Consider the following 26,594-nt stretch of genomic DNA (forward strand, 5'->3'; position numbering starts at 1 on the left):
GCACCCACGCCCCGCCGGCCGGAACGCCGACGGGCGCGCTCCCCTCCGGCGGCGCCCTGGACGACGCCGCCTACGCCGGGCGCTGAAGCACCACCAGGCTCCGCCCCGCCAACGCCACCCGGTCCCCGGCCGCGTACTGCGGCCCGGTGCCGGGTGCCAGCACGTCCGCCCGAGCCGTGTCCACGACCAGGCGCCACTGCGCGCCGTGACCGGCCGGGACGGTGAAGTCCTGCGGCTCCGCGCCCGCGTTGAACATGAGCAGGAAGGAGTCGTCGGTGATCCGCTCCCCGCGGGTGCCCGGCTCCGAGATCGCCTCCCCGTTGAGGAACACCGCCAGCGCCCGCGCGTGCTGCGCCTGCCAGTCGCGGGCCCGCATCTCCTCGCCGTGCGGCGTGAACCAGGCGATGTCTGACAGCTCGTCGTGCGTCCCCTCCACGGGCCGGCCGTGGAAGAACCGGCGCCGCCGGAACACCGGGTGCTCGCGCCGCAGCCACACCATCTGCCGGGTGAACTCCAGCAGCGCGGGCGCCGGTTTGCCGGGCTCCGGCCAGGACACCCACGACAGCTCGTTGTCCTGGCAGTAGGCGTTGTTGTTGCCGCCCTGGGTACGGGCGAACTCGTCGCCGTGGCTGATCATCGGCACGCCCTGCGAAAGCATCAGGGTGGCGATGAAGTTGCGCATCTGGCGCTCGCGCAGCGCACCGATCTCGGGGTCCTCGGTCGGTCCCTCCACCCCGCAGTTCCAGGACCGGTTGTGCGTCTCGCCGTCCCGATTGCCCTCGCGGTTGGCCTCGTTGTGCTTCTCGTTGTACGAGACCAGGTCGTTCAGGGTGAAACCGTCGTGGCAGGTGGTGAAGTTGATGGAGGCCAGCGGCCGGCGCCCGTCGTCCTGGTAGAGGTCGGAGGAGCCCGTCAGCCGTCCCGCGAACTCCGCGAGGGTGCGCGGCTGCCCGCGCCAGAGGTCCCGTACGGTGTCGCGGTACTTTCCGTTCCACTCGGTCCACAACGGCGGGAAGTTGCCCACCTGGTAGCCGCCCTCGCCCAGGTCCCAGGGCTCCGCGATCAGCTTGACCTGGCTGACCACCGGATCCTGCTGGACCAGGTCGAAGAACGAGGACAGCCGGTCCACCTCGTGGAACTGGCGGGCCAGCGTGGCCGCCAGGTCGAAGCGGAAGCCGTCCACGTGCATTTCGGTGACCCAGTAGCGCAGCGAGTCCATGATCAGCTGGAGCACGTGCGGGGAGCGCATCAGCAGCGAGTTCCCCGTGCCCGTGGTGTCCATGTAGTGCCGGGGGTCGTCGGCGAGCCGGTAGTACGAGGCGTTGTCGAGGCCGCGGAAGGACAGCGTCGGGCCCAGGTGGTTGCCCTCGGCGGTGTGGTTGTAGACCACGTCGAGGATCACCTCGATGCCGGCCTCGTGCAGCGCCCGGACGGCCGACTTGAACTCCAGCACCTGCTGGCCGCGGTCGCCCGAGGCGTAGCCGTTGTGCGGGGCGAAGAAGCCGATGGTGTTGTAGCCCCAGTAGTTGCTGAGCCCGTCGTCGACCAGGCGGTGGTCATTGACGAACTGGTGGACCGGCATCAGCTCCAGCGCCGTCACGCCGAGCTTGGTGAGGTGCCCGATGACCGCCGGGTGCGCGAGCGCCCCGTACGTGCCGCGCAGCTCCTCGGGAAGGTCCGGGTGGCGCATGGTCAGGCCCTTCACGTGGGCCTCGTAGAGCACGGTGTGGTGGTACTCGTGGCGCGGCGGCCGGTCGTTGGCCCAGTCGAAGTAGGGGTTCACCACCACCGAGCTCATGCTCTTGGGGGCCGAGTCCAGGTCGTTGCGGGAATCGGGGCGGCCGAAGTGGTAGCCGTACACCTCCTCGCCCCAGTCGACGCTGCCGGCGACGGCCCGCGCGTAAGGGTCCAGGAGCAGCTTCGCCGCGTTGCAGCGGCGGCCGCGCTCGGGCTCGTACGGGCCGTGCACCCGGAACCCGTAGCGCTGACCCGGCATGACGCCGGGCAGATAAGCGTGCCGGACGAAGGCGTCGGTCTCGCGGAGTTCGACCGCGGTCTCCGACCCGTCGTCGTGGAGCAGACACAGCTCGATGCGTCGGGCGGCTTCCGAATAGACCGCGAAATTGGTGCCGGCGCCGTCGTACGTGGCGCCGAGCGGATAAGCCTGTCCCGGCCAGACCTGCATAGATAACGACTCTTCCGTTCTGCGTCGGGGTGATCCGGCATGGACCGTGTCACTGCCAGATCTTCCCCGAAAGAGGGGTCTCACGCGGGGACTTGGAAGGGTGCTACCGGGTGACCCGGACAACTGATAGGAGGGTCAGGGGACAATGGGGAGGTCAGATGATGTGTGCATCGGATAATGCGTCAACGGACGGCCGGTGAGCGGGCCGTCGCTCCACACGGCGGCCGCATCGGGCTGCAGGGGGTCGTGCGCGCGGAGTACCCTTCCGTGATCACTGGAGACGGGCGTCCAGACGCGGGAGGCGGTGCACGGGTGAGCTCGGGAGGTCTGGAGCTGCCCCCTGGTGACGGCGGTCACGAGGGCGGCCCGGCGGACGCCGTGGGCGCGGCTCCCGGCGGGATGCCCGCCGGAGCGGTGTCGCTGGCCCCGCCGGAGGCCGGCAGGGCCGGGAAGGCGCCGGCCGGATCCGGAGCCGAGCTGGACTGGGGCGCGGACGCCTGGAGCGAGGTCCGCGTACGGGCCCAGCGCGCCGGCCGCGCGTACATCTGGCTGAATCTCGTCGAACAGCGGCTGCGGGCCGTCGTCGGAGCCGTGCTCCGCCCGGTCTACGAACCCGTGCACTCCGGAGACGACTGGGTCGTCGCGGCCGCCGGACCCGCCGGCCAGGAGTGGGTGCAGCGCGCGGTCGCCGTACGGGAGGTCAGCCGGCGCAAGGGCTACCTGCTGGACTCGGCCGACGACAACGTGCTCAGCTTCCTCACTCTGCCGCAGCTTCGCGAGCTGATGGTCCAGCACTGGCCCTGCTTCGAGCCGTACTTCGACGACCGGCGCGACATCGAACAGGCGCTGGACGAGCTGGAGGTCACCCGCAACGTCGTCTCGCGCAACCGGGCCCTGTCGCGGGCCGTCCTGGAACAGGCGGAGCGGGCTTCGGCGCGGCTGCTGGAAGTACTGGGCGGCGGCGCGGGCTCGCCCTCCGCCGACCGGCTGCCGATCGACGCCGTCGAGGACCTGGTCGGCGACCGGTACGCGGACGTCATCTCCGTCCACCCGGACCGGGTGCGGCTGCAGCGCCAGCTCCCCGCGGAGGACCTCTTCGGCGGAGCGCGGCGCCTCGACGCCATCGGCATAGGCCTCAACCTGCTGGTCCAGAACTTCTCGGGGCGAAGACTCGTACGCCTCGCGGAGGCCGGCTGCCGGGTACGGCTGCTGTTCCTCAACCCGGCGAGCAGCGCGGTCAAGCGGCGCGAGCGCGAGCTCGGGCTGCGCAAGGGCGAGCTGAGCCGGTCGGTCGAGATGAACATCCTGCACGTGCGGCGGGTGCGGGCCGGGCTGCGGGACGCCTCGGGCTTCGAGATCCACGTCTTCGACGAGACCCCGCGCTTCACGGCCTACCTGGTGGAGGGCGAGACCTCGGGCATCGCGGTGGTCCAGTCGTACCTGCGCCGGGCACGGGGCATGGAGGCGCCGGTCCTGGTCCTGCGGGGCGGCGGACGCGGCGCGTCCCGGGAGGCCTCCCGGGACGCGGACCACGGGCTGTTCCCGACGTACCGGGAGGAATTCGAATCGATCTGGCAGGACTCCCGGCCGGTGTCCTGAAGGACGGGAGCGCACCGCGCGGCGGCCCCGGGGGCCCGGCTGTCAGTGGCCCGTGGCAGGCTGAAAGCCGTTGACCGAAGGTACGGGTAGGGGTGGGGGCGCGTGATGGGGGACTGGCACGGCGGTGTGCTGATCGGGTTCGACCTGGAGACGACCGGCACGGAGCCGGGGGAGTCGCGGATCGTGACGGCCGCGGTCGTCGAGGTACGGGACGGCGCGGTGCGCGGACGGCGGGGCTGGCTCGCGGACCCGGGGATACCGATCCCGCGACAGGCCTCCGCCATCCACGGCATCAGCACGGAGCGGGCGGTCGCCGAAGGCCGCCCGGTGCGCGAGGTCGCGGACGAGGTCGCGGAGGCCCTGGTGGACCACTGGCGGGCGGGCGCGATCGTCGTCGCCTACAACGCGGCCTTCGACCTGACGCTGCTCTCGGCCGAACTCGCCCGGCACGGACTGCCTTCCCTCGCCGACCGGTTGGGCGGAGCGGAGACCGGCCCCGTCGTGGACCCGCTGACCATCGACCGCGCCGTCGACCGCTACCGGCGCGGCAAGCGCACGCTGGAGGCGGTCTGCGGCGTCTACGGGGTCACCCTCGAAGCCGCGCACGACGCCGGAGCGGACGCGCTGGCCGCGGTCGGCGTGGCCCGTGCGATAGCCGCCCGCCACCCGGAGGTCGCCGCCCTCACCCCGGCCGCGCTGCACGCCCGCCAGGGCGCCTGGCACGAACGCTGGGCCCGCGACTTCCAGGCGTACCTGCGCGGGCAGGGCACCCCGGACGCGGTGATCGACACGGCGTGGCCGCTGCGGGGGCTCGTGGCGGCGTAGGGGCGCCCGGGTCCGGCATCCGGTGGGGACTCCGGTGGGCGCCTCCGGTGGATGCCTTTCGACACGCCGCAGATCCGTAGGAGGGAGTTGCGGGCGTCTGGCCGTCGTACAACATGGGGGGCCTCGAAGTGAGGTGGCCCGGTCACGACCTGGGGGGTCTGTGCCGGGAGGCGGCCGTTTTCCGGGGCGGGTTCCAGGAAGTGAGCGTTCGCGCATGCCCATCAGCGTGGTGATTGCAGATGACCAGGAATTGGTGCGCACGGGATTCAAGATGATCCTGGAGAACAGTCCCGGCATCGAGGTGGTGGCCGACGTCGCTGACGGCAAGGAGGCGCTGGAGGCCAGCCGCCGACTCCACCCGGACGTGCTGCTGGCCGACATCCGCATGCCGGGCCTCGACGGCCTCGAAGTCACGCGTCTGCTCTGCGGAGACCGGGACCAGCCGGCCCCCGACCAGCCGGGCCCCGAGACTGGTGCCCCGCTGCCTGCCGACGGCTGAAGCAGGGTTCGACAGGCGGTCTGACCAGGTAAAACGATCCTGCCGTCACCCGTATGGCCCACACCGAAGGTTGCTCCGTCCGGGTGGTCCTAGGGTCGGAAGCGTGGGCCGGCTCACTGCGGCGCACGAGCGTACGGCGTACGAGGGAGGCCGACATGGTGGGCTTCATCAGCAGAGCAGTCCTACTGGTAGCAGGTGGCGCCGTGCTGGCGGGTCTGACGGTCCCGGCCGGAGCCGCCGGCCGGGATCCCGCGGTCGCACCCCGGGCGGCGGCCAGCCCCTCGGCCGCCCCGTGGACCTACTGCGGCGTCGAACGGGGCGGAGGTTTGGCGGTCCATGCGAAAGGCAAGCCCGCCTGTCCCACCGCCTTGAAGGTGGCGCAGGAGTTCTACCGGGCGTCGCGGCGGGATCCCGCCACCGAGCGGCCGGTGACCGTGAAAGTCGACGGGGTGCCTTGGAAGTGCGAGAGCCGCGAGGGATCCCCCAACCCGTACATCGCATGCGTCAACCAGAACGACCGGAGCAATGAGTTCCAGCTGAACAGCTGATCCTGACTGACCGGGTGGAGGTCACGATCTCCACCCCTGGCACCGCCGCGGGCCGGCGTGACGACATGAGTGGAACCCCCACCTCCACGCCGGCCCGCGTTCCGCACCGCGCACCGAGAAGAGGAGCCCTGTGATGCGTACGTCCCCTCGGCAGCTGGCAGCCGCCGCCCTGCTGGGCACCCTCCTGGCCGCCGCACCCGCCGTTACCGCGGCCGCGGCGCCGTCGCCGACGCCTTCGCCCAAGTACGAGGTCGGCACCGTCTTCTCTGGAAACATCGAGGGCATGCCGTACTGCGGAGTCGGATACGGCTCGGTGATCATCGATCAGGACCAAGCCGTACTCGTCGCCGGCAGCGGAGACTTCATCAATGCCGTGCTCCGTCGCGGCCAGACGATGAAGGACGCGAGGGACGGCACGCTCACCTTCAACAAGGACGGCAAGAGCATCACTTACAACGACTACGAACACCACGGAGGCAAGCGCGTCACCGAAGTCTGCACACCCTACGAGTAGGCGACACGTCGTCGCGTCCCGAGCAGCCGTTCTTCTCGTCGCTAGCAACTGATCACGACATCAGACAGGCGCTAGAACGGGTGCCATCGCGATTCCGCGTCGCCCTCGCGCAGGGACGTGACCCGGCGGCGGAATTCGGCCAGGGCCTTCGGGTTGACCGGGGCGTGCTGGGAGACCCAGGCGCAGCTGGCCGTCTCGCGGGCGCCGCGCAGGACCGCGCAGCCCTCCCAGTCGCGCACGTCCCAGCCGTACGCCGTCGCGAACGCCTCGTAGGACTCGCAGGGCAGCCCGTAGCGGTCGCGGGAGAGCGCCATCACCACGAGGTCGTGCTCGCGCAGGTCGCACGAGACCGTTTCCAGGTCGACCAGCACGGGCCCCTCCGGGCCCACGTGGACGTTGCGGGGCAGCGCGTCGCCGTGGATCGGGCCCGGTGCGAGGTGCGGGGTGAGGGCGGCGACCTGGCCGGCGTACCCGTCGCGGCGGGCCCGCAGGTACGCCGCGTCCGCCGGGTCGATCGCGTCGCCCGCCAGCCGGAGCCAGCGCTCGACCCCGCCCAGCACGTCACGCGGGGGAAGTGCGAAGGGTGGCGCCGGCAGGGCGTGGATCCGGCGCAGCAGCGCCGCGAGGTCCTGGGGCCCGGCCGGGCGGACCGCCTGCGGGAGCCGGTGCCACAGCGTCACCGGGTGCCCGTCCACCAGCCGGGGCTCCGGCTCGGCCGCGCGGACCGCCGGCACCCCGGACTCGGCGAGCCAGCCCGCCACCGCGAGTTCCAGCTCGGCGCGGGGGAGCAGCGCGGCCTCCCGGCCGACCTTGGCGACGAGGCCGTCGCCGAGCGCGAAGACGGCGTTTTCGCCGAGGGCCAGCAGCTCGGGAGTCCCGGCCCGGTCGACGAGGCCCGCCGCCGTCAGCGCTCGCCTGGCCCGTGCCTCGTCCATGCCGTCCCCGTCCCCGCAGTCGTCCTTCCGCCCCGGTGCGTGCCGTGCGCGCCCGGGGCGGGCTGGTGATCGTGATCCCGCCAAGTCTCGCACCGGTCCGGTGGTGCACGCGCTATACCGGTTGCACGAGACGTATCGTCTCGTTATCGTCCATGGCGTGACCTCAGCCTCCCGAACCCCCGCCGCCCACATCGCCATGTTCTCGATCGCCGCCGCCGGCCACGTGAACCCGAGCATCGAAGTGATCCGCGAACTGGTCGCCCGCGGCCACCGCGTCAGCTACGCCATCCCCGCCGCCTACGCCGACAAGATCGCCGAGACCGGCGCCACCCCGGTGACCTGGGACTCCACCCTCCCCACGGAGGACGACCCCGACGCGTGGGGCACCGAGCTCATCGACAACATCGAGCCCTTCCTCGCCGACGCCGTCCAGGCCCTCCCGCAGCTCGCGGCCGCCTTCGAGGGCGATGAGCCGGACCTCGTCATCCACGACATCACCTCCTACCCCGCGATCGTCCTCGCCCACCGCTGGGGCGTACCCGCCGTCTCCCTCTCCCCGAACCTGGTCGCCTGGACCGGCTACGAGGAAGAGGTCGCCGAGCCGATGACCGCCGCGCTGCGCGCATCCGAGCGCGGGCGCGCGTACTACGCCCGCTTCCGGGCCTGGCTCGACGAGAACGGCATCGAGGAGGACAGCGACCGCTTCGTGGGCCGCCCCCGCCGCAGCATCGTGCTCATCCCGCGCGCCCTCCAGCCGCACGCCGACCGGGTCGACGAAGCCGTGTACACCTTCGTGGGCGCCTGCCAGGGCGAGCGCAGCGCCGCCCAGGGGACCTGGCGGCCCCCGGCGGACGCGGAGGCGGCCGGGAAGAAGGTCCTCCTGGTCTCCCTCGGCTCCACCTTCACCAAGCAGCCGGCCTTCTACCGGGCCTGCGCCGAGGCCTTCGGGGACCTGCCCGACTGGCACGTGGTGGTCCAGATCGGTAAGTTCACCGACGAGGCGGAGCTCGGCCCGATCCCCGCCAACGTCGAAGTCCACCGTTGGGTTCCCCAATTGGACATCCTGCGCCGGGCCGACGCGTTCATCACCCACGCGGGCGCGGGCGGCAGCCAGGAGGGACTGGCCACCGGCACCCCGATGGTCGCGGTCCCGCAGGCCGTCGACCAGTTCGCCAACGCCGACATGCTGGCCTCCCTCGGAGTCGCCCGGCACGTCCCGATGGCCGAGGCCGACGCCGAGACCCTGCGCGAGGCCGTGCTCGCCCTGGTCGCGGACCCGGAGGTGGCCGCCCGCGCGCGGGCCGTCCGCGCGGAGATGGCCACCGAGGGCGGCACGCGGCGGGCCGCGGACCTGATCGAGGCCGAACTGCCGGCTCCGGCCGGCCCCGCCGCCCCGAGCGCGCGGAGCGCCCCGTGCGTGCCGGGCGCCCCGACGGCCTGACCACCCCGATCACCTCGGCCGGAATGTCAGTGGACGGTCCTATTGTTCGGACATGACCAATCGGAAGTACGCGGCGCTCCTGCGGGGCATCAACGTCGGCGGGAGCAAGAAGGTCCCGATGGCCGAACTGCGCCAGGTCCTGCACGACCTCGGCCACGACGGCGTGCAGACCTACCTGCAGAGCGGCAACGCCGTCTTCGCCAGCGCCACGGACAAGGCCCCGGCGGTCCTGGCCCGCGAGCTAGAAGCCGCCATCGAAGCCCACTTCGGCTTCCGGGTCCCCTGCCTGGTGGTCGACGCCGCCTACCTGCGCGCCGTCGCCGAAGCCTGCCCCTTCCCGGCCGCCGAGCTGGAGGGCAGGCAGCTCCACGCCACCTTCTGCTCCGAGCTGCCCGCCGGGTCCCGGCTCGCCTCGATCGACGGGCCCTCGTACCTCCCGGAGGAGTACCGCCTCGGTGACCGCGTCATCTACCTCTACGCCCCGAACGGCCTGGGCCGCTCGAAGCTGGCGGAGGCCCTGGCGAAACCGGCCGTCGTCAAGGGCCTCGACGTGACCACCCGCAACTGGAACACGGTCGCCAAGCTCGTCGAGCTCACCCGGGACTGACGCGCGGGCCCGCCAGCCCGTCCAGCAGGGCGCTCTCGCGCGGAGTCAGCCGTACGGTGGCCGCGTCCAGGTTCTCCGCCAGGTGGGCCGGGGAGCCCGTGCCCGGCGAGGGGCACAGGACCGGGGAGTGGTGGAGCAGCCAGGCCAGGGCGATCTGGCCGGTGGTCGCGCCGTGTTCGGCGGCCACCGCCGTCAGCGCGGCCGCGCTCTCGCGGGTCAGGGCGCCGCTGCCCAGCGGGTAGTAGGGGAGGAAGGCGATGCCGTGCTCCCCGCACAGCGCCAGCAGGTCCGCCGAGGAGCGGTCCAGCAGGTTGTACGGGTTCTGGACCGAGGCCACCGGGACGAGGGGCAGGGCCTCCCGCAGCTGGTCGGCCGTCACCGTGTTCAGCCCGATGTGGCGGATCTTGCCCTCGGCGCGGAGCTCGGCCAGCGTGCCCAGTTGCTCCGCCATCGGCAGGGCCGGGTCGAAGCGGTGCAGCTGGTAGAGGTCGATCCGCTCGAGCCGCAGCCTGCGCAAGCTCGCCTCGCACATGGCCCGCAACTGCTCCGGCCGCCCCGCGGCGTGCCACCGGTCGGGCCCGGTGCGCACCACCCCGCCCTTGGTGGCGACCACGAGCCCCTCCCCGTACGGGTGGAGGGCCTCGGCGACCAGCTCCTCGGCGAGGGCAGGGCCGTAGTTGTCGGCGGTGTCGATCAGGGTGACCCCCCGCTCGACGGCGGTCCGCAGCAGCGCACGGGCCTGCGAACGGCTGCCGCGCGGGCCCCAGTAGCCGGCGCCGACCAGGCCGCCCGTGCCGAGCCCGAGGCGGCGTACGGGCAGGTCCCCGCCGAGGAGGAGGACGGCGTCAGTGTGAACAGACATGGCCCGACCGTAACCCGGTACCGAGGATGTGCCAGTCTCGGGGCATGCGTTACATCATCATCGGCGCCGGGGCGATCGGCGCGACCATCGGCGGACGGCTCGCGGAGTCGGGCCACGAGGTCGTCCTCGTCGCGCGCGGCGACCACGCGCAGGCCCTCCGGGCGGACGGGCTGCGGCTCACCACGGCGGACGGGGAGCGCGTCCACCGGCTGCCCGTGGCCGGCGGCCCGGCCGAGCTCGGCGAACTGCGCCCCGACGACGTGCTGGTGCTGACGGTCAAGACCCAGGACGCGATCGCCGCGCTCGACGCGTGGGGCGACGCGGAGGTCGCGGGCGGCGGCACGGCCGCGCAGCGGCTGCCGGTGCTGTGCGCCCAGAACGGCGTGGAGAGCGAACGGCTCGCCCTACGGCGCTTCGCGCGCGTGTACGGGGTCTGCGTCTGGCTTCCGGCGACGTTCCTGGAGCCGGGAGCGGTCTGCGCGCTGTGCGCGCCGCTGACCGGGATCCTGCACGTCGGCCTGGCCGCCGGGGGCTCGGACGCGCGGGCCCGGCGGATCGCCGCCGACCTGGAGGAGTCCGGCTTCGGGGCGCCGGTCGTCGAGGACGTGATGCGCTGGAAGCACGCGAAGCTGCTGGGCAACCTGGGCAACGCGATCCAGGCCACGACCGGCCCCGAGCCGGACCCGGCCAAGGCGGCGCTGCTGCTGCGGGCGATCCGCGAGGCGAAGGCCGCCTTCGAGGCCGCCGGGATCGGGTACGCCTCGGAGGCCGAGCAGACGGCGGCGCGGGACGGCATGGTGGAACAGCCGGCCGGCGGCGTGCGGGGCGGTTCGTCCTGGCAGAGCCTGGCCCGCGGGACGGGATCGATCGAAGCGGACTACCTGAACGGTGAGATCGCGCTGCTGGGCCGGCTGCACGGGGTGGCGACGCCGGTGAACGACACCTTGCGGCACGCGGCGAACATCTTCGCCCGCGAGGGCCTCCCGCCGGGCGCGATGACCATCGGGGACCTGACCGCCCTGGCCGACGAGGCCGCGGCGCGGGCGTAGCCGCCGGGTTCGGGCGGCCGCTGCGCGGAGCCTTCCCCACCCCGCCCCTTCCCGAAACCGGGCTCCGCCCGGACCCGGTCCTCAAACGCCGGACGGGCTGGAAGATCCAGCCCCGTCAGACCGTCAGGGCCGGGACGCGGGCCGGGGTCAGTGCCGCCGCGTCGAACCGGCGAAGCAGCAGGCGGGCCAGTTCCGGGGAGGGGCCCAGGACGGCGGCCACCACGTCGGCGCCGGCGGCCGCCGCGCCCGCCGCGATGCGGTCCGGGAGCCGGCCGGGGGCGATCACGTACGGGGCCACCGCGATCCGGCGGACGCCCTGCGCGCGCAGGGCCCGTACGGCGTCCTCCGTCCGGGGGAGAACAGCGGAGGCGAACGCATGCCGCACGGCGCACCAACCGGTGTGCCGCCACTCCCGCGCGGTTTCAGCGATCACTGCGATCGCCTCCGGGTCTGAGGAACCGGCGGCCGCGAGCACCACACCGGTGGTGGCGCGGTCCGCCGGGGTGAGGCCGGCCTCCCACAGGCGGCGTTCGAGGTTCGCCAGCAGCAGCGGGGACGGGCCGAGTACGTCCGCGGTCCGGACCGAGAGGCCCGGCAGATGGGACGCGGCCGCCGCGAGGACGGCCGGGACGTCGGACTTGGCATGGAACGCCCGCGTCAGCAGGAGCGGGAGGGCCACGACTTCCCGTACGCCCGCGAGGTAGAGGGAGGCGACCGCCTGGTCGACGGCCGGGCCGTCGAAGTCCAGGAAGGCCGTCTCCACCCGCAGCTCCGGCCGCAGCGCCCGTACCCGCCGGGTCAGGGCGTGCACGGTCGCCGCGTGCCGCGGGTCGCGGCTGCCGTGGGCTATGACCAGCAGGGCGGGGGAAGCGGGGGAGTGCGCGTACACGGGGATCAGCTCTTGACCAGCAGGCCGCGGGTGCGCAGCACCCAGCGCTCGACCGGGCTGAAGATCAGCAGGTCGATGGCGATGCCGACCACGAGGATCAGCAGGATCGCGAGGAACACGCCGGGCAGGTCGATGTTGTTGCGGCCGTTCTCCAGCAGCTGGCCCAGGCCCAGGCCCAGGTCCGGGGAGCTGGCGATGATCTCGGCGGCCATCAGCGAGCGCCAGGAGAAGGCCCAGCCCTGCTTGAGGCCGGCCAGGTAGCCGGGGAGCGCGGCGGGCATGACCACGTGCCGGGCGCCGCTCAGTCCGGTGGCGCCCAGGGTGCGCCCGGCGCGCAGGAACAGCGGCGGGATCTGGTCGATGCCGGACACCAGGCCGTTGGCGATGGACGGGACGGCGCCGAGCAGGATCACCGTGTACATCATGGCGTCGTCGAGGCCGAACCAGAGGACCGCCGGCGGCACCCAGGCCACCGAGGGCAGGGACTGCAGGCCCTGCAGGATCGGGCCTATGGCGGCGCGGACGAACTTCACCCGCGCGACGAGGAGTCCGAGCGGGGTGCCGATGGCGAGGGCCAGCAGGAAGCCGAGCAGACCGCGGGAGACGCTGGTCCAGATGACTTCCACCAGGGTGCCCTTGAGCCACATGCCGGACAGGCTGTCCCAGACCGCGGACGGGGCGGGCAGCTTGGTCTCGTCGGTGACCTCCGCCGCGACGAGGACCTGCCACACGATCAGCACGAGGCCGACGGCCAGCAGCGGGGGCAGCACCTTCTGGGTGAAGACCTCGCGCAGCGAGGCGCGGTGGGTCTGGACCGCGTCGAGGGCGTCCAGCCCGGCTTCCAGGCCGGCCAGGTCGTCGTTCTTGGCCGAGGCCTTGGGAGTGGTGTCAGTGCTGGCCATGGCGGCGGATCTCCCCACGCAGGTGTTCAGTGATCTCAAGGGACAGCTCCGCGACGTCCGCGTCCTCGATGCGGCGCGGCTGCGGGATGCCCACGGTCCACTCCTTGGCGACCCGGCCGGGGCGCGAGGAGAGCAGGACCACGCGCTGGGCGAGCCGGACGGCCTCGCGCACGTTGTGCGTGACGAAGAGGACGGACAGCCCCGTCTCGGCCCAGATGCGGGTGAGTTCGCCGTGCAGCACGTCGCGGGTGATGGCGTCGAGGGCGGCGAAGGGCTCGTCCATGAGCAGCAGCCGGCTGTCCTGGGCGAGGGCCCTGGCCAGGGCCACGCGCTGGCGCATGCCGCCGGACAGCTCGTGGACGCGCTTGCCGTACGCACCCCCGAGCCGGACCAGCTCCAGCAGCCGCTCCGCCTCGGGCTTGCGCTCGGCCTTGGCGACCCCGCGCAGGCGCAGGGCCAGTTCGATGTTCTTGCCCGCGGTCAGCCACGGGAAGAGGGCGTGCTCCTGGAACATGAGGGCCGGCCGGCCGCCGGGGGTCCGGATCGACCCCACGGACGGCTCGTCCAGTCCCGCGACCAGGTTGAGCAGGGTGGACTTGCCGCAACCGGAGGCCCCCAGGATGGTGACGAACTCGCCGGGAGCGACATCGAGGCTGATGTCGTCCAGGACGAGCTGCGTTCCGGCCGGGCCGGAGAAGGACTTCGAGACGTGCTCGATGCGCGCGGCGTGCTGGTGCTGCTCCGCTGCGATGCCCTCGGCAGCCTTGGCGAGCGTGGTGGCCATGGTCGTCACCTCCTGGGTTGCTGGGTTACGGAGTTACTTGGCGCCGAGGCCGGCGTCGGAGACTTCGGGCTTGCCGGCGGCCTTGAGGACCTTGTTCAGGAGCGACAGGTCGTAGATGCCCGCGAGTTCGGGCTGTGCGATGAGCTTGGCTTTGACGGCCCAGTCGGATTCGGTCTTCAGAGTGGAGGCCAGCGGGTCGTCGGTGACGAGGATGGACTGCCAGGCCGGGTCGATGACCTGCGCGTCGAGGGGCTTGCCGCCCTCGGCGGCCAGCTTCGCGTTGGCGGAGGCCTTTGCCTCGTCGGGGTTGGCGTTGATCCACTCGTTGGTCTTGACCGTGCCCTTGAGGACGGCCTCGACCACGTCGGGGTGCTCCTTGAGGAACTTCTGGGACACGATGACGTTCGTGATCACGAACTTCTTGTCGGGCCACAGGGAGGTTTCGTCGAGGAGGACGGCGCCGCCTTCGGTGACGAGCTTGGAGGCCGTGGGCTCGGGTACCCAGGCGCCGTCGATGGAGCCCTGCTTGAAGGCGTCGGGGGTGACCTTGTTGTCGGTGCGGACGACGGAGACGTCGCCCTTGCCGGACTCGGGGTCGACCGACCAGCCCTTCTCGGCGATCCAGTTGAGGAACGCGACGTCCTGGGTGTTCCCCTTCTGCGGGGTGGCGATCTTCTTGCCCTTGAGGTCGTCGAGCGTCTTGATCTTGTCCGGGTTCACGACCAGCTTGACGCCGCCGGAGGCGGAGCCGGAGATGATGCGGAGGTTCTTGCCCTTGGACTTGACGTAGGCGTTGATCGACGGCGAGGGGCCGATGAAGCCGATGTCGAGAGAGCCGCCGTTGAGGGCTTCGATCTCGGAGGGGCCGGCGTTGAAGGCCTGCGGCTTGATCGTGGTGGAGCCGAGTTCCTTGGCGATCAGGCCTTCCTGGAGACCGACCAGCGCGGTGGCGTGCGTCAGGTTCGGGAAGTAGCCGATGCGGACCTCGGAGGCCGACAGCTTCTTGCCGGCGTCGGCGGTGTTCACCTTCGGAGCGTCGTCCTTCTCGGCCTCGGAACCGTAGCCGCAGGAGGCGAGCGCGCCGATCAGGAGCGGCAGGGCGGCAGCGGCGACGATGCTGCGGCGAAGAGTGTTACGGGTGGTACCGGTGGCAGGCACGGGAGGACTTCCTCTCGAAGCGCCGTGAGGTTACGACGCAGGTCTTCGTCTGTGGAGCAAGGGCAGGTACAGCTCGCGGGGGGTGTGGGCGCGCATGCGGTGCGCGTACGTCGTCACGCACATCGCCCCACACCTCCCTGACCGCTGCCGAGGGAGCCGCTGCCTACGCGGCCGCCCTCCTTCGCGAAGGTGGAGTAGATATCGGCAAGCATGATCAGAAGTCCCACCCTTCCTCATCAGCCTGAACGGTGGTCGCGGCCTTGGAGGCGAAGGATTCGCCGACCATGCCGGCCGCCAAGGTCGTGCCGTCCGCCGGGTCGATCAGCAGGAAGGACCCGGTGCGGCGCGAGTCGGCGTACGAGTCGAGCGCGAGCGGCTCGGCGGTACGGACGACGACCCGGCCGATGTCGTTGGCCACGAGCTGCCCGGGGTTCGGGTGTTGGGACAGGTCGTCCAGGGTCAGCCGCGAGGGGATCTCCTTGACGATCGCCTTCACCGTGCGCGTGGTGTGCTTGATCAGCACCCGGGCGCCCACGGCGAGGGGCTGGTCCGCCACGTGGCAGACCGTCGCCACGACGTCCTGCGTGGTGGCGGGGGAGCTCGACGACGGCGCGATCAGGTCGCCGCGCGAGATGTCGATGTCGTCCTTGAGCCGAAGGGTCACCGACTGCGGGGCCCACGCGATGTCGACGCTCTCGCCGAGCGCGTCGATGCCCTCGATGACCGAGGTGCGGCCCGACGGCAGGACGGTGACGGCCTCGCCGACGCGCAGCACGCCGGAGGCGATCTGGCCGGCGTAGCCCCGGTAGTCGGGGTGCTCGGCGGTCTGCGGACGGATCACGTACTGCACCGGGAAACGCGCCGGGCAGGCGGTGAGGTCGTGGCTGACCGGGACGGTCTCCAGGTGCTCCAGCACCGTGGGGCCGCCGTACCAGTCCATGTTGGCGGAGGGCTCCACCACGTTGTCGCCGGCCAGGGCCGAGATCGGGATCGCGGTGATCTCCGGGACGCCCAGGCCCGTGGCGTACGCGGTGAACTCCTCGGCGATCGATGCGAAGACGGACTCCTCGTAGCCGACGAGGTCCATCTTGTTGACGGCCAGGACCACGTGGGGGACCCGCAGCAGGGCCGCGACGGCGGCGTGCCGGCGGGTCTGCTCGATCACGCCGTTGCGGGCGTCGACCAGCACCACGGCGAGGTCGGCGGTGGAGGCGCCGGTGACCATGTTGCGGGTGTACTGCACGTGCCCGGGGGTGTCGGCCAGGATGAACCGGCGCCGGGCGGTCGCGAAGTAGCGGTAGGCCACGTCGATGGTGATGCCCTGCTCCCGCTCGGCCCGCAGGCCGTCGGTCAGCAGCGCCAGGTCCGGGGTGTCCTGACCGCGGCTGGCCGAGACCCGCTCCACGGCTTCGAGCTGGTCGGTGAGGACCGACTTGGAGTCGTGCAGGAGACGGCCGACCAGGGTGGACTTGCCGTCGTCGACAGAACCCGCGGTCGCGAAGCGCAGCAGCGTGGTCGCCGACAGGTCGGCGAACTGCTCGGTGGTGGAGGTCATGGTTAGAAGTACCCTTCGCGCTTGCGGTCTTCCATCGCGGCCTCGGACAGCTTGTCGTCGGCGCGGGTCGCACCCCGCTCGGTGAGCCGGGAGGCGGCGATTTCGGTGATCACGGCGTCCAGCGTGGTGGCGTCGGAGTCGACGGCACCGGTGCAGGACATGTCACCGACGGTGCGGTAGCGGATCAGGCGGGTCTCGGTGGTCTCGCCGTCCTTGGCGCCGCCCCATTCGCCGGCCGTCAGCCACATGCCGCCCCGCTGGAAGACCTCGCGCTCGTGGGCGAAGTAGATCTCCGGCAGTTCGATCTCCTCGCGGGCGATGTACTGCCACACGTCCAGCTCGGTCCAGTTGGAGAGCGGGAAGACGCGCACGTGCTCGCCCGGTGCGTGGCGGCCGTTGTAGAGCTGCCACAGCTCGGGGCGCTGGCGGCGCGGGTCCCACTGGGAGAACTCGTCGCGCAGGGAGAAGACGCGCTCCTTGGCGCGGGCCTTCTCCTCGTCGCGGCGGCCGCCGCCGAAGACGGCGTCGAACTTCAGGTTCTGGATCGCCTCGGTGAGCGGGACGGTCTGCAGTGGGTTGCGGACGCCGTCGGGACGCTCGCGGAGCTTGCCGGCGTCGATGTACTCCTGGACGGAAGCCACGTGCAGGCGCAGGCCGTGCTTGGCGACCGCGCGGTCGCGGTAGTCCAGGACCTCGGGGAAGTTGTGACCGGTGTCCACGTGGAGCAGCGTGAACGGCACCGGCGCCGGCGCGAACGCCTTCAGCGCCAGGTGCAGCATGACGATCGAGTCCTTGCCGCCGGAGAAGAGGATCACCGGCTTCTCGAACTCGCCGGCCACCTCGCGGAAGATGTGCACGGCCTCGGATTCGAGGGCGTCGAGGTGCGACAGCGCGTAGGGCGCGTCCGTCCCTTCGTGGACGTGTGCGACGGTGGCGGTCATGCCAGGCCCCTCTCGGTGAGCAGCGCGTGCAGGGCCGAAGCCGACTCCCGCACGGTCTGCGTGTGCGACTCGATACGCAGGTCCGGGGACTCCGGTGCCTCGTACGGGTCGTCGACCCCGGTCAGACCGGAGATCTCGCCCGCCGCCTGCTTGGCGTACAGGCCCTTCACGTCACGCTCGGAGCAGACCTCGACCGGGGTGGCCACGTGGACCTCCAGGTACGAGGTGCCCTCGGCGGCGTGCCGCTTGCGGACGGCCTCACGGCTGTCCGCGAACGGCGCGATCACCGGTACGAGGGCCTTGACGCCGTTGCTCGCGAGGAGTTCGGCGACGAAGCCGATCCGCTGCACGTTGGTGTGCCGGTCCTCGCGGCCGAACCCGAGGCCGGCGGAGAGGAACTCCCGGATCTCGTCGCCGTCGAGGACCTCCACGCGGTGGCCGTCGGCGCGCAGCCGCTCGGCCAGCGCGTAGGCGATGGTGGTCTTGCCCGCGCTCGGCAGCCCGGTCAGCCACACGGTGGCGCCCTGGTCGCTCACGCTCATCTGCTTCGTCTCCGTCGGTTCCGTTCGAGGTGTGTCTGTCATCAGCCGTGCAGTCCGCACTCGGTCTTGCCGCGCCCGGCCCAGCGGCCGGCCCGGGCGTCCTCGCCCGCCGCCACCCGGCGGGTGCAGGGGGCGCAGCCGACGGAGGCATAACCGTCCATCAGCAGCGGGTTGGTGAGGACGCCGTGCTCCAGTACGTACGCGTCCACGTCGTCCTGGGTCCAGCGGGCGATCGGCGAGACCTTGACCTTCTGCCGCTTCTCGTCCCAGCCGACGACGGGGGTGTTCGCCCGGGTCGGGGACTCGTCGCGGCGCAGGCCCGTCGCCCACGCGTCGTACGCCGTCAGGCCCTCTTCGAGGGGCTTGACCTTGCGCAGCGCGCAGCACAGGTCGGGGTCGCGGTCGTGCAGCTTCGGGCCGTACTCCGCGTCCTGCTCGGCGACCGTGCGGCGCGGGGTCAGCGTGATGACGTTGACGTCCATCACGGCCTCGACCGCGTCACGGGTGCCGATGGTCTCCTCGAAGTGGTAGCCCGTGTCGAGGAAGACCACGTCCACGCCGGGGAAGGCGCGGGAGGCGAGGTGGGCGACCACCGCGTCCTCCATGGAGGAGGTCACGGCGAACTTCTTGCCGAAGGTCTCGGCCGCCCAGGTGAGGATCTCCAGCGGGGTGGCGTCTTCGAGGTCGCGGCCCGCCTGCTCGGCCAGCGCCTTCAGACTGCCGGCCTTGAGACCGGCGTCCTGAATGGTGGTCATATCTCGTCCCCTCCAGCGTCATTGGACTGAACACCCCGGGCCAGCAGCCCGAGGTACTTCAGCTGGAAGGCTCGGTTGCAGGCCCTGCATTCCCACGCGCCGTGGCCGGTTTCGTTCGGGAACAGGTCCTCGTCGCCGCAGTACGGGCAGTAGAACGGTGCGGCGCGCTCGCTCACGAGAGGTCCTCGTCCTTGGCACGGGTCACCCAGGCGGCGAAGCGCTCGCCGCCCTCGCGCTGGTCCTCGAAGCGCGTGACGACCCGCTCGACGTAGTCCGGCAGCCCGGCCGCGGTGACCTTGAGGCCGCGGACCTTGCGGCCGAATCCGGCCTCCAGGCCGAGCGCGCCGCCCAGGTGGACCTGGTAGCCCTCGACCTGGTTGCCGTCGTCGTCCAGGACCAGCTGGCCCTTGAGACCGATGTCCGCCACCTGGATACGGGCGCAGGCGTTCGGGCAGCCGTTGATGTTGATGGTGAGCGGCTCCGCGAACTCCGGCAGGCGGCGCTCCAGCTCGTCGATCAGCGAGGCGCCGCGCGCCTTCGTCTCGACGATGGCCAGCTTGCAGAACTCGATGCCGGTGCAGGCCATCGTGCCGCGGCGGAACGGCGACGGCTTGACCCGCAGGTCCAGCGCCTCCAGGGCCGCGACGACCGAGTCGACCTTGTCCGCCTCGATGTCGAGCACGATCATCTTCTGCTCGGCGGTGGTGCGCAGCCGCCCGGAGCCGTGGCTCTCGGCGACGTCCGCGATCTTGGTCAGGGTGGCGCCGTCGACACGGCCCACGCGGGGCGCGAAGCCCACGTAGAAGCGGCCGTCCTGCTGCTGGTGGACGCCGACGTGGTCGCGCCACTGGCCGCTGGGCTGCTCGGGCGCCGGGCCATCGGTGAGCTCGCGCTTCAGGTACTCGTCCTCGAGGACCTGGCGGAACTTGGCCGGGCCCCAGTCGGCGACGAGGAACTTCAGACGGGCGCGGGTGCGCAGCCGGCGGTAGCCGTAGTCGCGGAAGATCGAGATGACGCCCTCGTAGACGTCCGGGACCTCGTCCAGCGAGACCCAGGTGCCCAGGCGCACGCCGAGCTTGGGGTTGGTGGAGAGGCCGCCGCCGACCCAGACGTCGAAGCCGGGGCCGTGCTCGGGGTGGTTCACGCCGACGAAGGCGATGTCGTTGATCTCGTGCGCCACGTCGAGCAGCGGCGAGCCGGAGACCGCGGACTTGAACTTGCGGGGCAGGTTGGAGAAGGCCGGGTTGCCCACGATGCGGCGCTGGATCTCGTCGATGGCGGGGGAGCCGTCGATGATCTCGTCCTGCGCGATGCCGGCGACGGGCGAGCCGAGGATGACGCGGGGGGTGTCACCGCAGGCCTCGGTGGTCGAGAGTCCGACGGCCTCCAGACGGCGCCAGATCTCCGGGACGTCCTCGATGCGGATCCAGTGGTACTGCACGTTCTGCCGGTCCGTGAGGTCGGCGGTGCCGCGCGCGAACTCCTGGGAGATCTCGCCGATGACGCGCAGCTGCTCGACGGTCAGCCGACCGCCGTCGATGCGCACGCGCAGCATGAAGTACTTGTCGTCCAGCTCCTCCGGCTCCAGGATCGCGGTCTTGCCGCCGTCGATCCCGGGCTTGCGCTGGGTGTACAGGCCCCACCAGCGCATGCGGCCGCGGAGGTCGTTGGGGTCGATCGAGTCGAAGCCCGCCTTGGAGTAGATGTTCTCGATGCGTGTCCGCACATTGAGACCGTCGTCGTCCTTTTTGAACTGCTCGTTGCCGTTGAGGGGCGTGTGGTGTCCGACGGCCCACTGGCCCTCGCCGCGGTGACGGCCGGTCTTGCGGCGCGCGGCGGCGGCGGGCGCGGCGGCGGCGGTCGTTTCGGGGGTGGCGGCCATGGCGGTACGTCCTTCTTCGGCGGCTCAAGGCATGGGCAGGGGGAGCGGCGGCGTGACCCCTGGCGCACATGGAGCGGGTGTGGCTGATCGCCGCCTTTTTGGGGCGGTGAGCGGCCTACAGGGGACTGCGGTGGTGGGGTGACGTCCTACGGCGGGCGCGGCGGCTGCGCGCGGTGCGCCGTACGTCGTGCGGCGGTGCTGGTTCCCTCAGCTCGCCGGACAGATGGCGCTGGACATGCGGCCGAGGTCGACGTGCCGCCGACTCACCAAGGCAATTCCAGCTCCGTTCATGGCGGAAGCGTGGCATGGGGCGATTGGAGGAGTCCACTACTGTCCACGATGCGGACGAAGTCGTCTCGTATCGCGAGATACCGTGACGGGGGTCACCTCGCGCACCCCTCCGGTCCCTCGGCTACCGGCCCCAGGGAGCGGGGCCGGGCGGGGGTGCGGGGGTCGCGCCCCGGGGGCGAAACCGGGCTCAGGAGGGGGCTCAGGCGTCGGGCCGGGGCGTCGGGATCAGGCGCCGGGCCAGGAGCCCGGGGTCGGGGTCGGCTCGTACGGCTCGGTCTCCTCGCGGAAGACCTTGAAGCCGCGCCGGACGTAGTTCGGCATCGCCGCCGGCCCGTCCAGGCTGCACGTATGCAGCCAGACCCGGCGCGTCGGCGACAGCTCGGGCCAGCGCTCCGCCAGGGACCACGCCTTCTCGATGCCCACCGTCAGCAGGTGACCCCCGATCCGGCGCCCCCGGAACTCCGGGACGAGGCCGAAGTAGATGATCTCCACCACACCGTCGGGCTGCGGGTCGAGCTCCACGTACCCGGCCGGGGTGCCCCGGTCGTAGATCACCCACGTCTCCACGCCGGGACGGCCCAGCAACTGCGCCCACTGCGCGCGGGTCAGGCCCAGCCGGTCCGTCCAGTGGATGTCGCCGCCCACCGCGGTGTAGAGGAAGCGGCTGAACTCCGGGGACGGGACCTCGGACCGGACGATCCGGATCTCCGGACCGGGGACGCCCACCGAGGGGACGAGATCGGTCGGCGAGGTCATTTCCAGGGACCAGGTGGTCAGCGTCGTGGTGCTCATGCAGGTCAGGGAATCACATCCTCCGGTCACGGCCCGGAGGTCCCCCACGGATCCGTCCGGCCCAGCCGGGCCCCGACCACGGCCGGGGCGGTGGAGTGCGGCAGCAGGGCGGCCGGGTTCCCGGGCCGGATCAGTTCGACCTCCACGCCCTGCGCGAAGCGGTACGGGCGGTGCGTGAGCACGCCCGCGAGGTTGCGCCGGACCCGGGACATCTCGGCCCGGACCGTCACCGTGCGCGTCGGGTCCCCGAACAGTTCCTGCGCGAGCTCCGCCGCCGAGCGCCCCCGGGGCGACTCCGCCAGCAGGAACAGCAGCTCCGCGTGGCGCGGGCTCAGCTCCTGCGACCAGCTCCCCGAAGCCCCGTAGACGGTGACCAGACAGGCCTCCGGCCGGCTGAGGTCCAGGACGACCCGGGCGGCGGCGGCCTGCGCCCCGGCGGGCGTTTGCGCGACGCTCAGCAGCCAGCCGCCGGGCAGCGGCTCCACCAGGCAGTCGCCCAGCTGCGGCACCCACACCCGGCCCGGCCCGAACGGCTTCGGCAGTGCGATCCGCTCCGTCGGCGCCAGGCCCGCGACGGCCGCCGTCCAGCCGTGGCCGTCGACGGCCACGGCCCGGCCCGGCTGCCGGGCCAGCAGCGGGGCCGCCACCGAGCGCAGCCGTTCCAGCGACTCCAGGTGCCGGATCCGCAGCTCCCGCTCCGCCAGCCGGGCCACCGAGCTCACCCACGCCAGGGTCGCCGGGTGCATGGTGGCCAGCGGTCCGCTGACGTCGATCACGCCGAGCAGCTGCCCGTCCCGGGGATCGCGTACGGGGGCTCCCGCGCAGGTCCAGTCGTGGTGGCTGGAGACGAAGTGCTCCGCGGAGAAGACCTGGACGGGCCGCCGGGTCACCAGGGCGGTCCCCACCCCGTTGGTGCCGACGACGGCCTCGTCCCAGTCGGCGCCGACGGCGAAGCCGAGCCGGTCGGCCTTGCGCAGGATGGAGGTGTGGCCCTCCCGCCAGAGCAGCCGGCCGTCGGCGTCGGCGACGACCATGATGTGCAGGGCCTCGTCCAGCGAGGGCAGCAGCCCCTCGCGCAGGACGGGCAGCAGGTCCCGCAGGGGGGAGACCTGCCGCCGTTCCTCGGTCTCGGCGGCGGACAGCACCCGGGAGCGGGTGTCGCGGTCCGGGTGGACCCCGCCCGCCAGCATCCGGCGCCAGGACTCGGCTATCTCCGGGCGGGGCGCGGTCGGCGGCCTGTCCCCGGCCAGCGCGGCCGACCGTACGCCCTTGAGCAGACGCGCGGCCTCACGCGCGTCCATGGCCGAAATGCGGGACGCACCGATCGCGCCGCCTGTGGTGTGGGCCACCGGAACCTCCCCGTGTGGAACGGACGTACGACGGACACCGCCCGGGTGCGCACGGCGCGTGCGCCTTCCCGGGGCACGCGGTACGCCCCCAGCGCGGGCGGTTCCGATTCAAAGGTTGCAACGTCATGCAACTCTCGCCAAGTCCCGGTCGCTCGATCGAAACTGTGCGGACGTCGCCCAGCGACGTGAAGGCTCCTTCCTCGGGGCTTCTCGGATCAGGGGTGGTGCCGAGTCGGCGCGGCGCCATCCCTCGTCCAGGTCAACGGGCCCGGATCCACGCCCGCCGTGCTTCGTGAAGGGTTGGGGCCCTCGCGCAAGCCCGCGATCAGAAGGGTTGGGGCCCTTCTGTCAGCCCGGGATCCGGGCCCGTTCGACGACGGCCCGAAGGTCGAGACTGTGGGGCAGCGTGCCGAAGGCCGCGCCCCAGTCGCCGCCCAGCCGCGAGGCGCAGAAGGCGTCGGCCACCTCCGGCGGGGCCCAACGCACCAGCAGGGATCCTTGCAGCACCAGCGCCATGCGCTCCACGACGCGGCGGGCCCGCGCCTCGATGCCCTCGAGATCGGCGAGCTCGGTCAGCAGGTCCTTGATGGCCGAATCCAGCCGGTGGTCCGCCCCGCGCGCCAGGCCGACCTCCTGGAGGAAGGCGCCCAGCGCCAGCGGCTCGCGCTGGAGCGCGCGCAGCACGTCGAGGGCCTGTACGTTGCCCGATCCCTCCCAGATGGAGTTCAGCGGGGACTCGCGCAGCAGCCGCGGCAGCCCGGACTCCTCGACGTAGCCGTTTCCGCCCAGACACTCCAGGGCCTCCGCCACCATCGGCGTACAGCGCTTGGTCACCCAGTACTTCGCGACGGGCACCGCGATGCGCAGGAAGGCCCGCTCCTGATCGGTGTCGGCGTCGTAGGCGGCGGCCAGGCGCAGCGTGAGCGTGGTGGCCGCCTCGGACTCCAGGGCGAGGTCCGCGAGCACGTTGCGCATCAACGGCTGGTCGATGAGCAGTGATCCGAAAGCAGAGCGGTGCTCCGCATGGTGAGCGGCCTGCGTCAGTGCCTGCCGCATCAGCGAGGCGGACCCGATCACACAGTCCAGCCGGGTCGCCGCGACCATCTCGATGATGGTCCGCACCCCGCGGCCCTCCTCGCCCACCCGGCGCGCCCACGTCCCATCGAACTCCACCTCGCTCGACGCGTTCGACCGGTTCCCCAGCTTGTCCTTCAGCCGCTGGATCGCGAACACGTTCCGCGTCCCGTCCGGCAGTACCCGCGGCACCAGGAAGCACGTCAGGCCGCCCGGAGCCTGCGCCAGCACGAGGAACCCGTCGCACATCGGCGCCGAGCAGAACCACTTGTGCCCCGTCAGCAGGTATTCGCCGGACGCGTCCAGCGCCACCGCCGTCGTCGTGTTCGCCCGTACGTCGCTGCCGCCCTGCTTCTCCGTCATCCCCATCCCGAAGAGCACCCCGGCCTTCTGCCCGGCCGGCCGCAGCCCCTCCTCGTACACGTGCGAGGTCAACCGCGGCTCCCACTCGGCGGCGAGCTCCGGATCGGTGCGCAGCGCCGGTACCGCCGCGTGCGTCATGGAGACCGGGCACCCGTGCCCCGACTCCGCCTGCGACCACACGAAGAACCCGGCCGCGCGCCGCAGGTGCCCCGCCGGGCGGCCCCACGCGTCGGTGAGCCCGGCGCCCACCGCTTGCCCGAGCAGCCGGTGCCACGAGGGGTGGAACTCCACCTCGTCGATCCGGTTCCCGTACCGGTCGTGGGTGCGCAGCTTCGGCGGGTTCTCGTTCGCCTGAGTGCCCCATTCCTGGGCCTGCCGGGACCCGGCGGCCCGGCCCAGACCGGTGAGCTCTTCCCGTACCTCAGCGGCGAGTTCGGGCGCCGCGCCCGCGAGATGCCGTTCCATGCCCTCGCTCAGGACCCGGTCGCTGCCGTAGACGTCGTAGCCCGTGAGGAGCGGGGCCTGGTTGCTGACTGTGTGGGTGGTGGCTGCCATGCGGATACCGTAAGGACGTGCAGCCAGCAAAAGAAACACCCGAGTGGATTCCCGGAAGGCTCCACCGGGCCCGCGCCCTCTACCGCAACGTCTCCAAGCGCAAGATGGCGTGGCTGCTGCTCAAAGACACCGTGAACTCGTGCATCGAGTACCGCATCCTCGGACTCGCGGCCGAGGCGGCCTTCTTCACCCTGCTCTCGCTGCCCCCCCTCTTCCTCGGCCTGCTCGGTCTGCTGGGGTACGTGGACGGCTGGTCGGGCGGCACCACCGTCGCCAGCATCGAGGAGAACATCCTGCGGGCGGTCGGCACCGTCCTGTCGGACCGGGGCGTCAACGACATCGCCAGGCCGATGCTCGACGACGTCACCAACCGGGGCCGCCCCGACCTCATCTCCCTCGGTTTCGCCTTCGCCCTGTGGTCGGGTTCGCGCGCCGTCAACGTCTTCATCGACACCATCACCGTCATGTACGGGCTCGACGGACATCGCGGCATCGTCAAGACCCGGCTCCTGGCCTTCCTCCTCTACGTCATCGCCCTGCTGATCGGCGCCATCGTGCTGCCGCTGATGGTCGTGGGCCCGGACGCGGTGGTGCGGCTGGTGCCGTGGAGCACGGAAGTGATCGCGGTCCTGTACTGGCCCGTCGTCACCCTGCTCTGCATCGCCTTCCTGACGACGCTCTACCACGTCTCCGTCCCCGTCCGCTCGCCCTGGATCGAGGACGTCCCCGGCTCGCTCGTCGCCCTCGCCATGTGGGTGGTCGGCTCCTTCCTGCTGCGGATCTACCTCACCAACACCGTCGAGGGCCCCACGATCTACGGGTCCCTCGCGGCCCCCGTCGCGATCCTGCTCTGGATCGGCATCTCCGCCTTCGCGGTCCTCGTCGGCGCGGCCGTCAACGCCGCGATCGACCGCGTCTGGCCCTCGGTGGCCACGGCGGCGGCGCGCGAGGCGAACGAGCGGGCCCGCGAGGCGGAGGCGGCCCAGTTCGTCGCGCGGGCGGCCGCCTGGCGGGCGATGGCCGAGGGGGAGTCGGAGGACGACGAGGACGACGACATGCCGTCGGAATTCCCGGAGCGCTGGTCGAGGTTCCTGCCTCCCGAGGACTACCACTCGCGCCTGCGCAAGCACTGAGCGCCGGGCCCGCCGCGCAATGGGCCCCCGGCGTCGTTCCGGCCAGGAAGCCCCGGGGGGGGCCGGCAGGGTCGGCGTCGGAGACGATGACGCCGATCATGTCGAGCTAATCGGGCACGTCACTCGCCGTCCTCCTCCTGCGGGAGGTGGCGGTAGACCGTGGCCCGGGAGACGCCGAGTCTGGCGGCGATCGCGGTCGCCCCGCTGCCCGCCGCGTGCATCCGGCGGGCGGCCTCGATCATGGCCGGGCTCATGGCGACGGGCCGGCCGCGCCGGCCGCCGGGCGCGGGCAGCGTGCCGGAGGCGGGCCCGGCGGGCTCGTCCAGGAGGCGTCGTACGCCGTCCAGGACGGCCGCGCGCAGGGCGGGGACCGGTGCGTCCGCGAAGAGCGCCACCGGGTCGGAGAGCATCGCGACGGCCTGCGCGGCCCGCACCCGCTCCGCGAAACCCGGATCGGCGCCCGCCACCAGGGTGCTCGCGCGGAGCATGGCGTCGCGCAGACGGGCGAAGGCCGCGTCGGGGGTGGTCGGGGCCATGTCGTGGAGGTTGAGCCGGAGCAGGTGAC

26 protein-coding genes and 1 pseudogene are annotated in these 26,594 nt (G+C 72.1%); 9 read left to right on the top strand and 18 right to left on the bottom strand.

Features of this window, described 5'->3' with window-relative positions:
- Positions 1-70 precede the first annotated feature (70 nt).
- Positions 71-2,185 carry a glycogen debranching protein GlgX gene (gene glgX, locus J7E97_RS03370; RefSeq protein WP_215022052.1) on the bottom strand — a complete coding sequence of 705 codons (2,115 nt, stop codon included), beginning with the start codon at positions 2,183-2,185 and terminating at the stop codon, positions 71-73.
- 312 nt (positions 2,186-2,497) lie between these two features.
- Here glgX and J7E97_RS03375 point away from each other — a divergent pair, with 312 nt between their 5' ends.
- The 5 genes and pseudogenes from J7E97_RS03375 to J7E97_RS03395 all read left to right on the top strand — a co-directional run bounded on the left by J7E97_RS03375 (position 2,498) and on the right by J7E97_RS03395 (position 6,170).
- Positions 2,498-3,784, top strand: a complete 1,287-nt coding sequence (locus J7E97_RS03375; protein WP_215022054.1) for an SAV2148 family HEPN domain-containing protein — start codon at positions 2,498-2,500, stop codon at positions 3,782-3,784.
- A gap of 105 nt (positions 3,785-3,889) precedes the next feature.
- Positions 3,890-4,609: a 3'-5' exonuclease gene (locus J7E97_RS03380; RefSeq protein ID WP_215022056.1), complete on the top strand. Its 720-nt coding sequence runs from the start codon at positions 3,890-3,892 to the stop codon at positions 4,607-4,609.
- A 214-nt stretch (positions 4,610-4,823) separates the two neighbouring features.
- Positions 4,824-5,039, top strand: a pseudogene (locus tag J7E97_RS03385) (response regulator transcription factor); the annotation flags it as partial.
- A 224-nt stretch (positions 5,040-5,263) separates the two neighbouring features.
- A complete protein-coding gene (locus tag J7E97_RS03390) occupies positions 5,264-5,656 on the top strand; it encodes a hypothetical protein (protein ID WP_215022060.1) in 393 nt (130 codons plus the stop codon).
- Between the two features lie 133 nt (positions 5,657-5,789).
- Complete coding sequence (locus J7E97_RS03395) at positions 5,790-6,170, top strand: hypothetical protein (protein WP_215022062.1); 381 nt, start codon at positions 5,790-5,792, stop codon at positions 6,168-6,170.
- Between the two features lie 71 nt (positions 6,171-6,241).
- Here J7E97_RS03395 and J7E97_RS03400 read toward each other — a convergent pair whose 3' ends face one another.
- Positions 6,242-7,105 carry a phosphotransferase enzyme family protein gene (locus tag J7E97_RS03400; protein ID WP_215022064.1) on the bottom strand — a complete coding sequence of 288 codons (864 nt, stop codon included), beginning with the start codon at positions 7,103-7,105 and terminating at the stop codon, positions 6,242-6,244.
- A gap of 196 nt (positions 7,106-7,301) precedes the next feature.
- Here J7E97_RS03400 and mgt point away from each other — a divergent pair, with 196 nt between their 5' ends.
- Positions 7,302-8,546, top strand: a complete 1,245-nt coding sequence (mgt, locus tag J7E97_RS03405) for a macrolide-inactivating glycosyltransferase (RefSeq protein ID WP_215022161.1) — start codon at positions 7,302-7,304, stop codon at positions 8,544-8,546.
- A gap of 52 nt (positions 8,547-8,598) precedes the next feature.
- A complete protein-coding gene (locus J7E97_RS03410; protein WP_215022066.1) occupies positions 8,599-9,153 on the top strand; it encodes a DUF1697 domain-containing protein in 555 nt (184 codons plus the stop codon).
- On the opposite strand, the gene J7E97_RS03415 is transcribed toward J7E97_RS03410, so the two are convergent.
- Positions 9,140-10,015, bottom strand: a complete 876-nt coding sequence (locus tag J7E97_RS03415) for an aldo/keto reductase (RefSeq protein WP_215022068.1) — start codon at positions 10,013-10,015, stop codon at positions 9,140-9,142. The genes J7E97_RS03410 and J7E97_RS03415 overlap by 14 nt on opposite strands.
- Positions 10,016-10,059: 44 nt before the next feature.
- Between J7E97_RS03415 and J7E97_RS03420 the strand changes: the two genes are divergently transcribed.
- Entirely contained in the window at positions 10,060-11,064 is a 1,005-nt protein-coding gene (locus tag J7E97_RS03420; RefSeq protein WP_215022070.1) for a ketopantoate reductase family protein, read from the top strand.
- Between the two features lie 115 nt (positions 11,065-11,179).
- On the opposite strand, the gene J7E97_RS03425 is transcribed toward J7E97_RS03420, so the two are convergent.
- The 14 genes from J7E97_RS03425 to J7E97_RS03485 all read right to left on the bottom strand — a co-directional run bounded on the left by J7E97_RS03425 (position 11,180) and on the right by J7E97_RS03485 (position 24,896).
- On the bottom strand, positions 11,180-11,953 hold the full coding sequence (locus J7E97_RS03425; RefSeq protein WP_215022072.1) for a sirohydrochlorin chelatase: 774 nt from the start codon (positions 11,951-11,953) through the stop codon (positions 11,180-11,182).
- 5 nt (positions 11,954-11,958) lie between these two features.
- Positions 11,959-12,855: an ABC transporter permease gene (locus tag J7E97_RS03430; protein ID WP_215022074.1), complete on the bottom strand. Its 897-nt coding sequence runs from the start codon at positions 12,853-12,855 to the stop codon at positions 11,959-11,961.
- The gene (locus J7E97_RS03435; RefSeq protein ID WP_215022076.1) at positions 12,842-13,648 is read right to left on the bottom strand and encodes an ABC transporter ATP-binding protein; all 807 of its coding nucleotides are present in this window, start codon (positions 13,646-13,648) and stop codon (positions 12,842-12,844) included. Before J7E97_RS03435 ends, J7E97_RS03430 begins: the two co-directional genes overlap by 14 nt.
- Positions 13,649-13,672: 24 nt before the next feature.
- On the bottom strand, positions 13,673-14,797 hold the full coding sequence (locus J7E97_RS03440) for an aliphatic sulfonate ABC transporter substrate-binding protein (RefSeq protein ID WP_215022078.1): 1,125 nt from the start codon (positions 14,795-14,797) through the stop codon (positions 13,673-13,675).
- A 214-nt stretch (positions 14,798-15,011) separates the two neighbouring features.
- Positions 15,012-16,352 (bottom strand): sulfate adenylyltransferase subunit 1, encoded by a 1,341-nt coding sequence (locus tag J7E97_RS03445; RefSeq protein WP_215022080.1) that lies wholly within the window; start codon positions 16,350-16,352, stop codon positions 15,012-15,014.
- 2 nt (positions 16,353-16,354) lie between these two features.
- Entirely contained in the window at positions 16,355-17,293 is a 939-nt protein-coding gene (cysD, locus tag J7E97_RS03450; RefSeq protein WP_215022081.1) for a sulfate adenylyltransferase subunit CysD, read from the bottom strand.
- The gene (cysC, locus tag J7E97_RS03455; protein ID WP_215022083.1) at positions 17,290-17,835 is read right to left on the bottom strand and encodes an adenylyl-sulfate kinase; all 546 of its coding nucleotides are present in this window, start codon (positions 17,833-17,835) and stop codon (positions 17,290-17,292) included. The genes cysD and cysC overlap by 4 nt, the downstream gene beginning before the upstream one ends.
- Positions 17,836-17,876: 41 nt before the next feature.
- Entirely contained in the window at positions 17,877-18,590 is a 714-nt protein-coding gene (locus J7E97_RS03460) for a phosphoadenylyl-sulfate reductase (protein ID WP_215022085.1), read from the bottom strand.
- Positions 18,587-18,766 (bottom strand): DpnI domain-containing protein, encoded by a 180-nt coding sequence (locus J7E97_RS03465; protein ID WP_214956597.1) that lies wholly within the window; start codon positions 18,764-18,766, stop codon positions 18,587-18,589. The genes J7E97_RS03460 and J7E97_RS03465 overlap by 4 nt, the downstream gene beginning before the upstream one ends.
- Positions 18,763-20,472 (bottom strand): nitrite/sulfite reductase, encoded by a 1,710-nt coding sequence (locus J7E97_RS03470; protein WP_215022087.1) that lies wholly within the window; start codon positions 20,470-20,472, stop codon positions 18,763-18,765. Before J7E97_RS03470 ends, J7E97_RS03465 begins: the two co-directional genes overlap by 4 nt.
- Positions 20,473-20,679: 207 nt before the next feature.
- A complete protein-coding gene (locus tag J7E97_RS36940; protein WP_309550570.1) occupies positions 20,680-20,763 on the bottom strand; it encodes a putative leader peptide in 84 nt (27 codons plus the stop codon).
- A 225-nt stretch (positions 20,764-20,988) separates the two neighbouring features.
- Positions 20,989-21,555: a GNAT family N-acetyltransferase gene (locus tag J7E97_RS03475; protein WP_215022089.1), complete on the bottom strand. Its 567-nt coding sequence runs from the start codon at positions 21,553-21,555 to the stop codon at positions 20,989-20,991.
- Positions 21,556-21,581: 26 nt separating this feature from the next.
- Entirely contained in the window at positions 21,582-22,856 is a 1,275-nt protein-coding gene (locus J7E97_RS03480) for a GAF domain-containing protein (protein WP_215022163.1), read from the bottom strand.
- Positions 22,857-23,252: 396 nt separating this feature from the next.
- Positions 23,253-24,896, bottom strand: a complete 1,644-nt coding sequence (locus J7E97_RS03485) for an acyl-CoA dehydrogenase family protein (protein WP_215022091.1) — start codon at positions 24,894-24,896, stop codon at positions 23,253-23,255.
- Between the two features lie 17 nt (positions 24,897-24,913).
- Between J7E97_RS03485 and J7E97_RS03490 the strand changes: the two genes are divergently transcribed.
- Positions 24,914-26,029, top strand: a complete 1,116-nt coding sequence (locus J7E97_RS03490; RefSeq protein WP_215022093.1) for a YihY/virulence factor BrkB family protein — start codon at positions 24,914-24,916, stop codon at positions 26,027-26,029.
- 119 nt (positions 26,030-26,148) lie between these two features.
- Here J7E97_RS03490 and J7E97_RS35500 read toward each other — a convergent pair whose 3' ends face one another.
- The gene (locus J7E97_RS35500; RefSeq protein ID WP_251053743.1) at positions 26,149-26,565 is read right to left on the bottom strand and encodes a helix-turn-helix domain-containing protein; all 417 of its coding nucleotides are present in this window, start codon (positions 26,563-26,565) and stop codon (positions 26,149-26,151) included.
- Between the last annotated feature and the right edge of the window lie 29 nt (positions 26,566-26,594).

Origin of the sequence: Streptomyces sp. ISL-66 (assembly GCF_018614135.1) — a bacterium.
GTDB lineage: Bacteria > Actinomycetota > Actinomycetes > Streptomycetales > Streptomycetaceae > Streptomyces.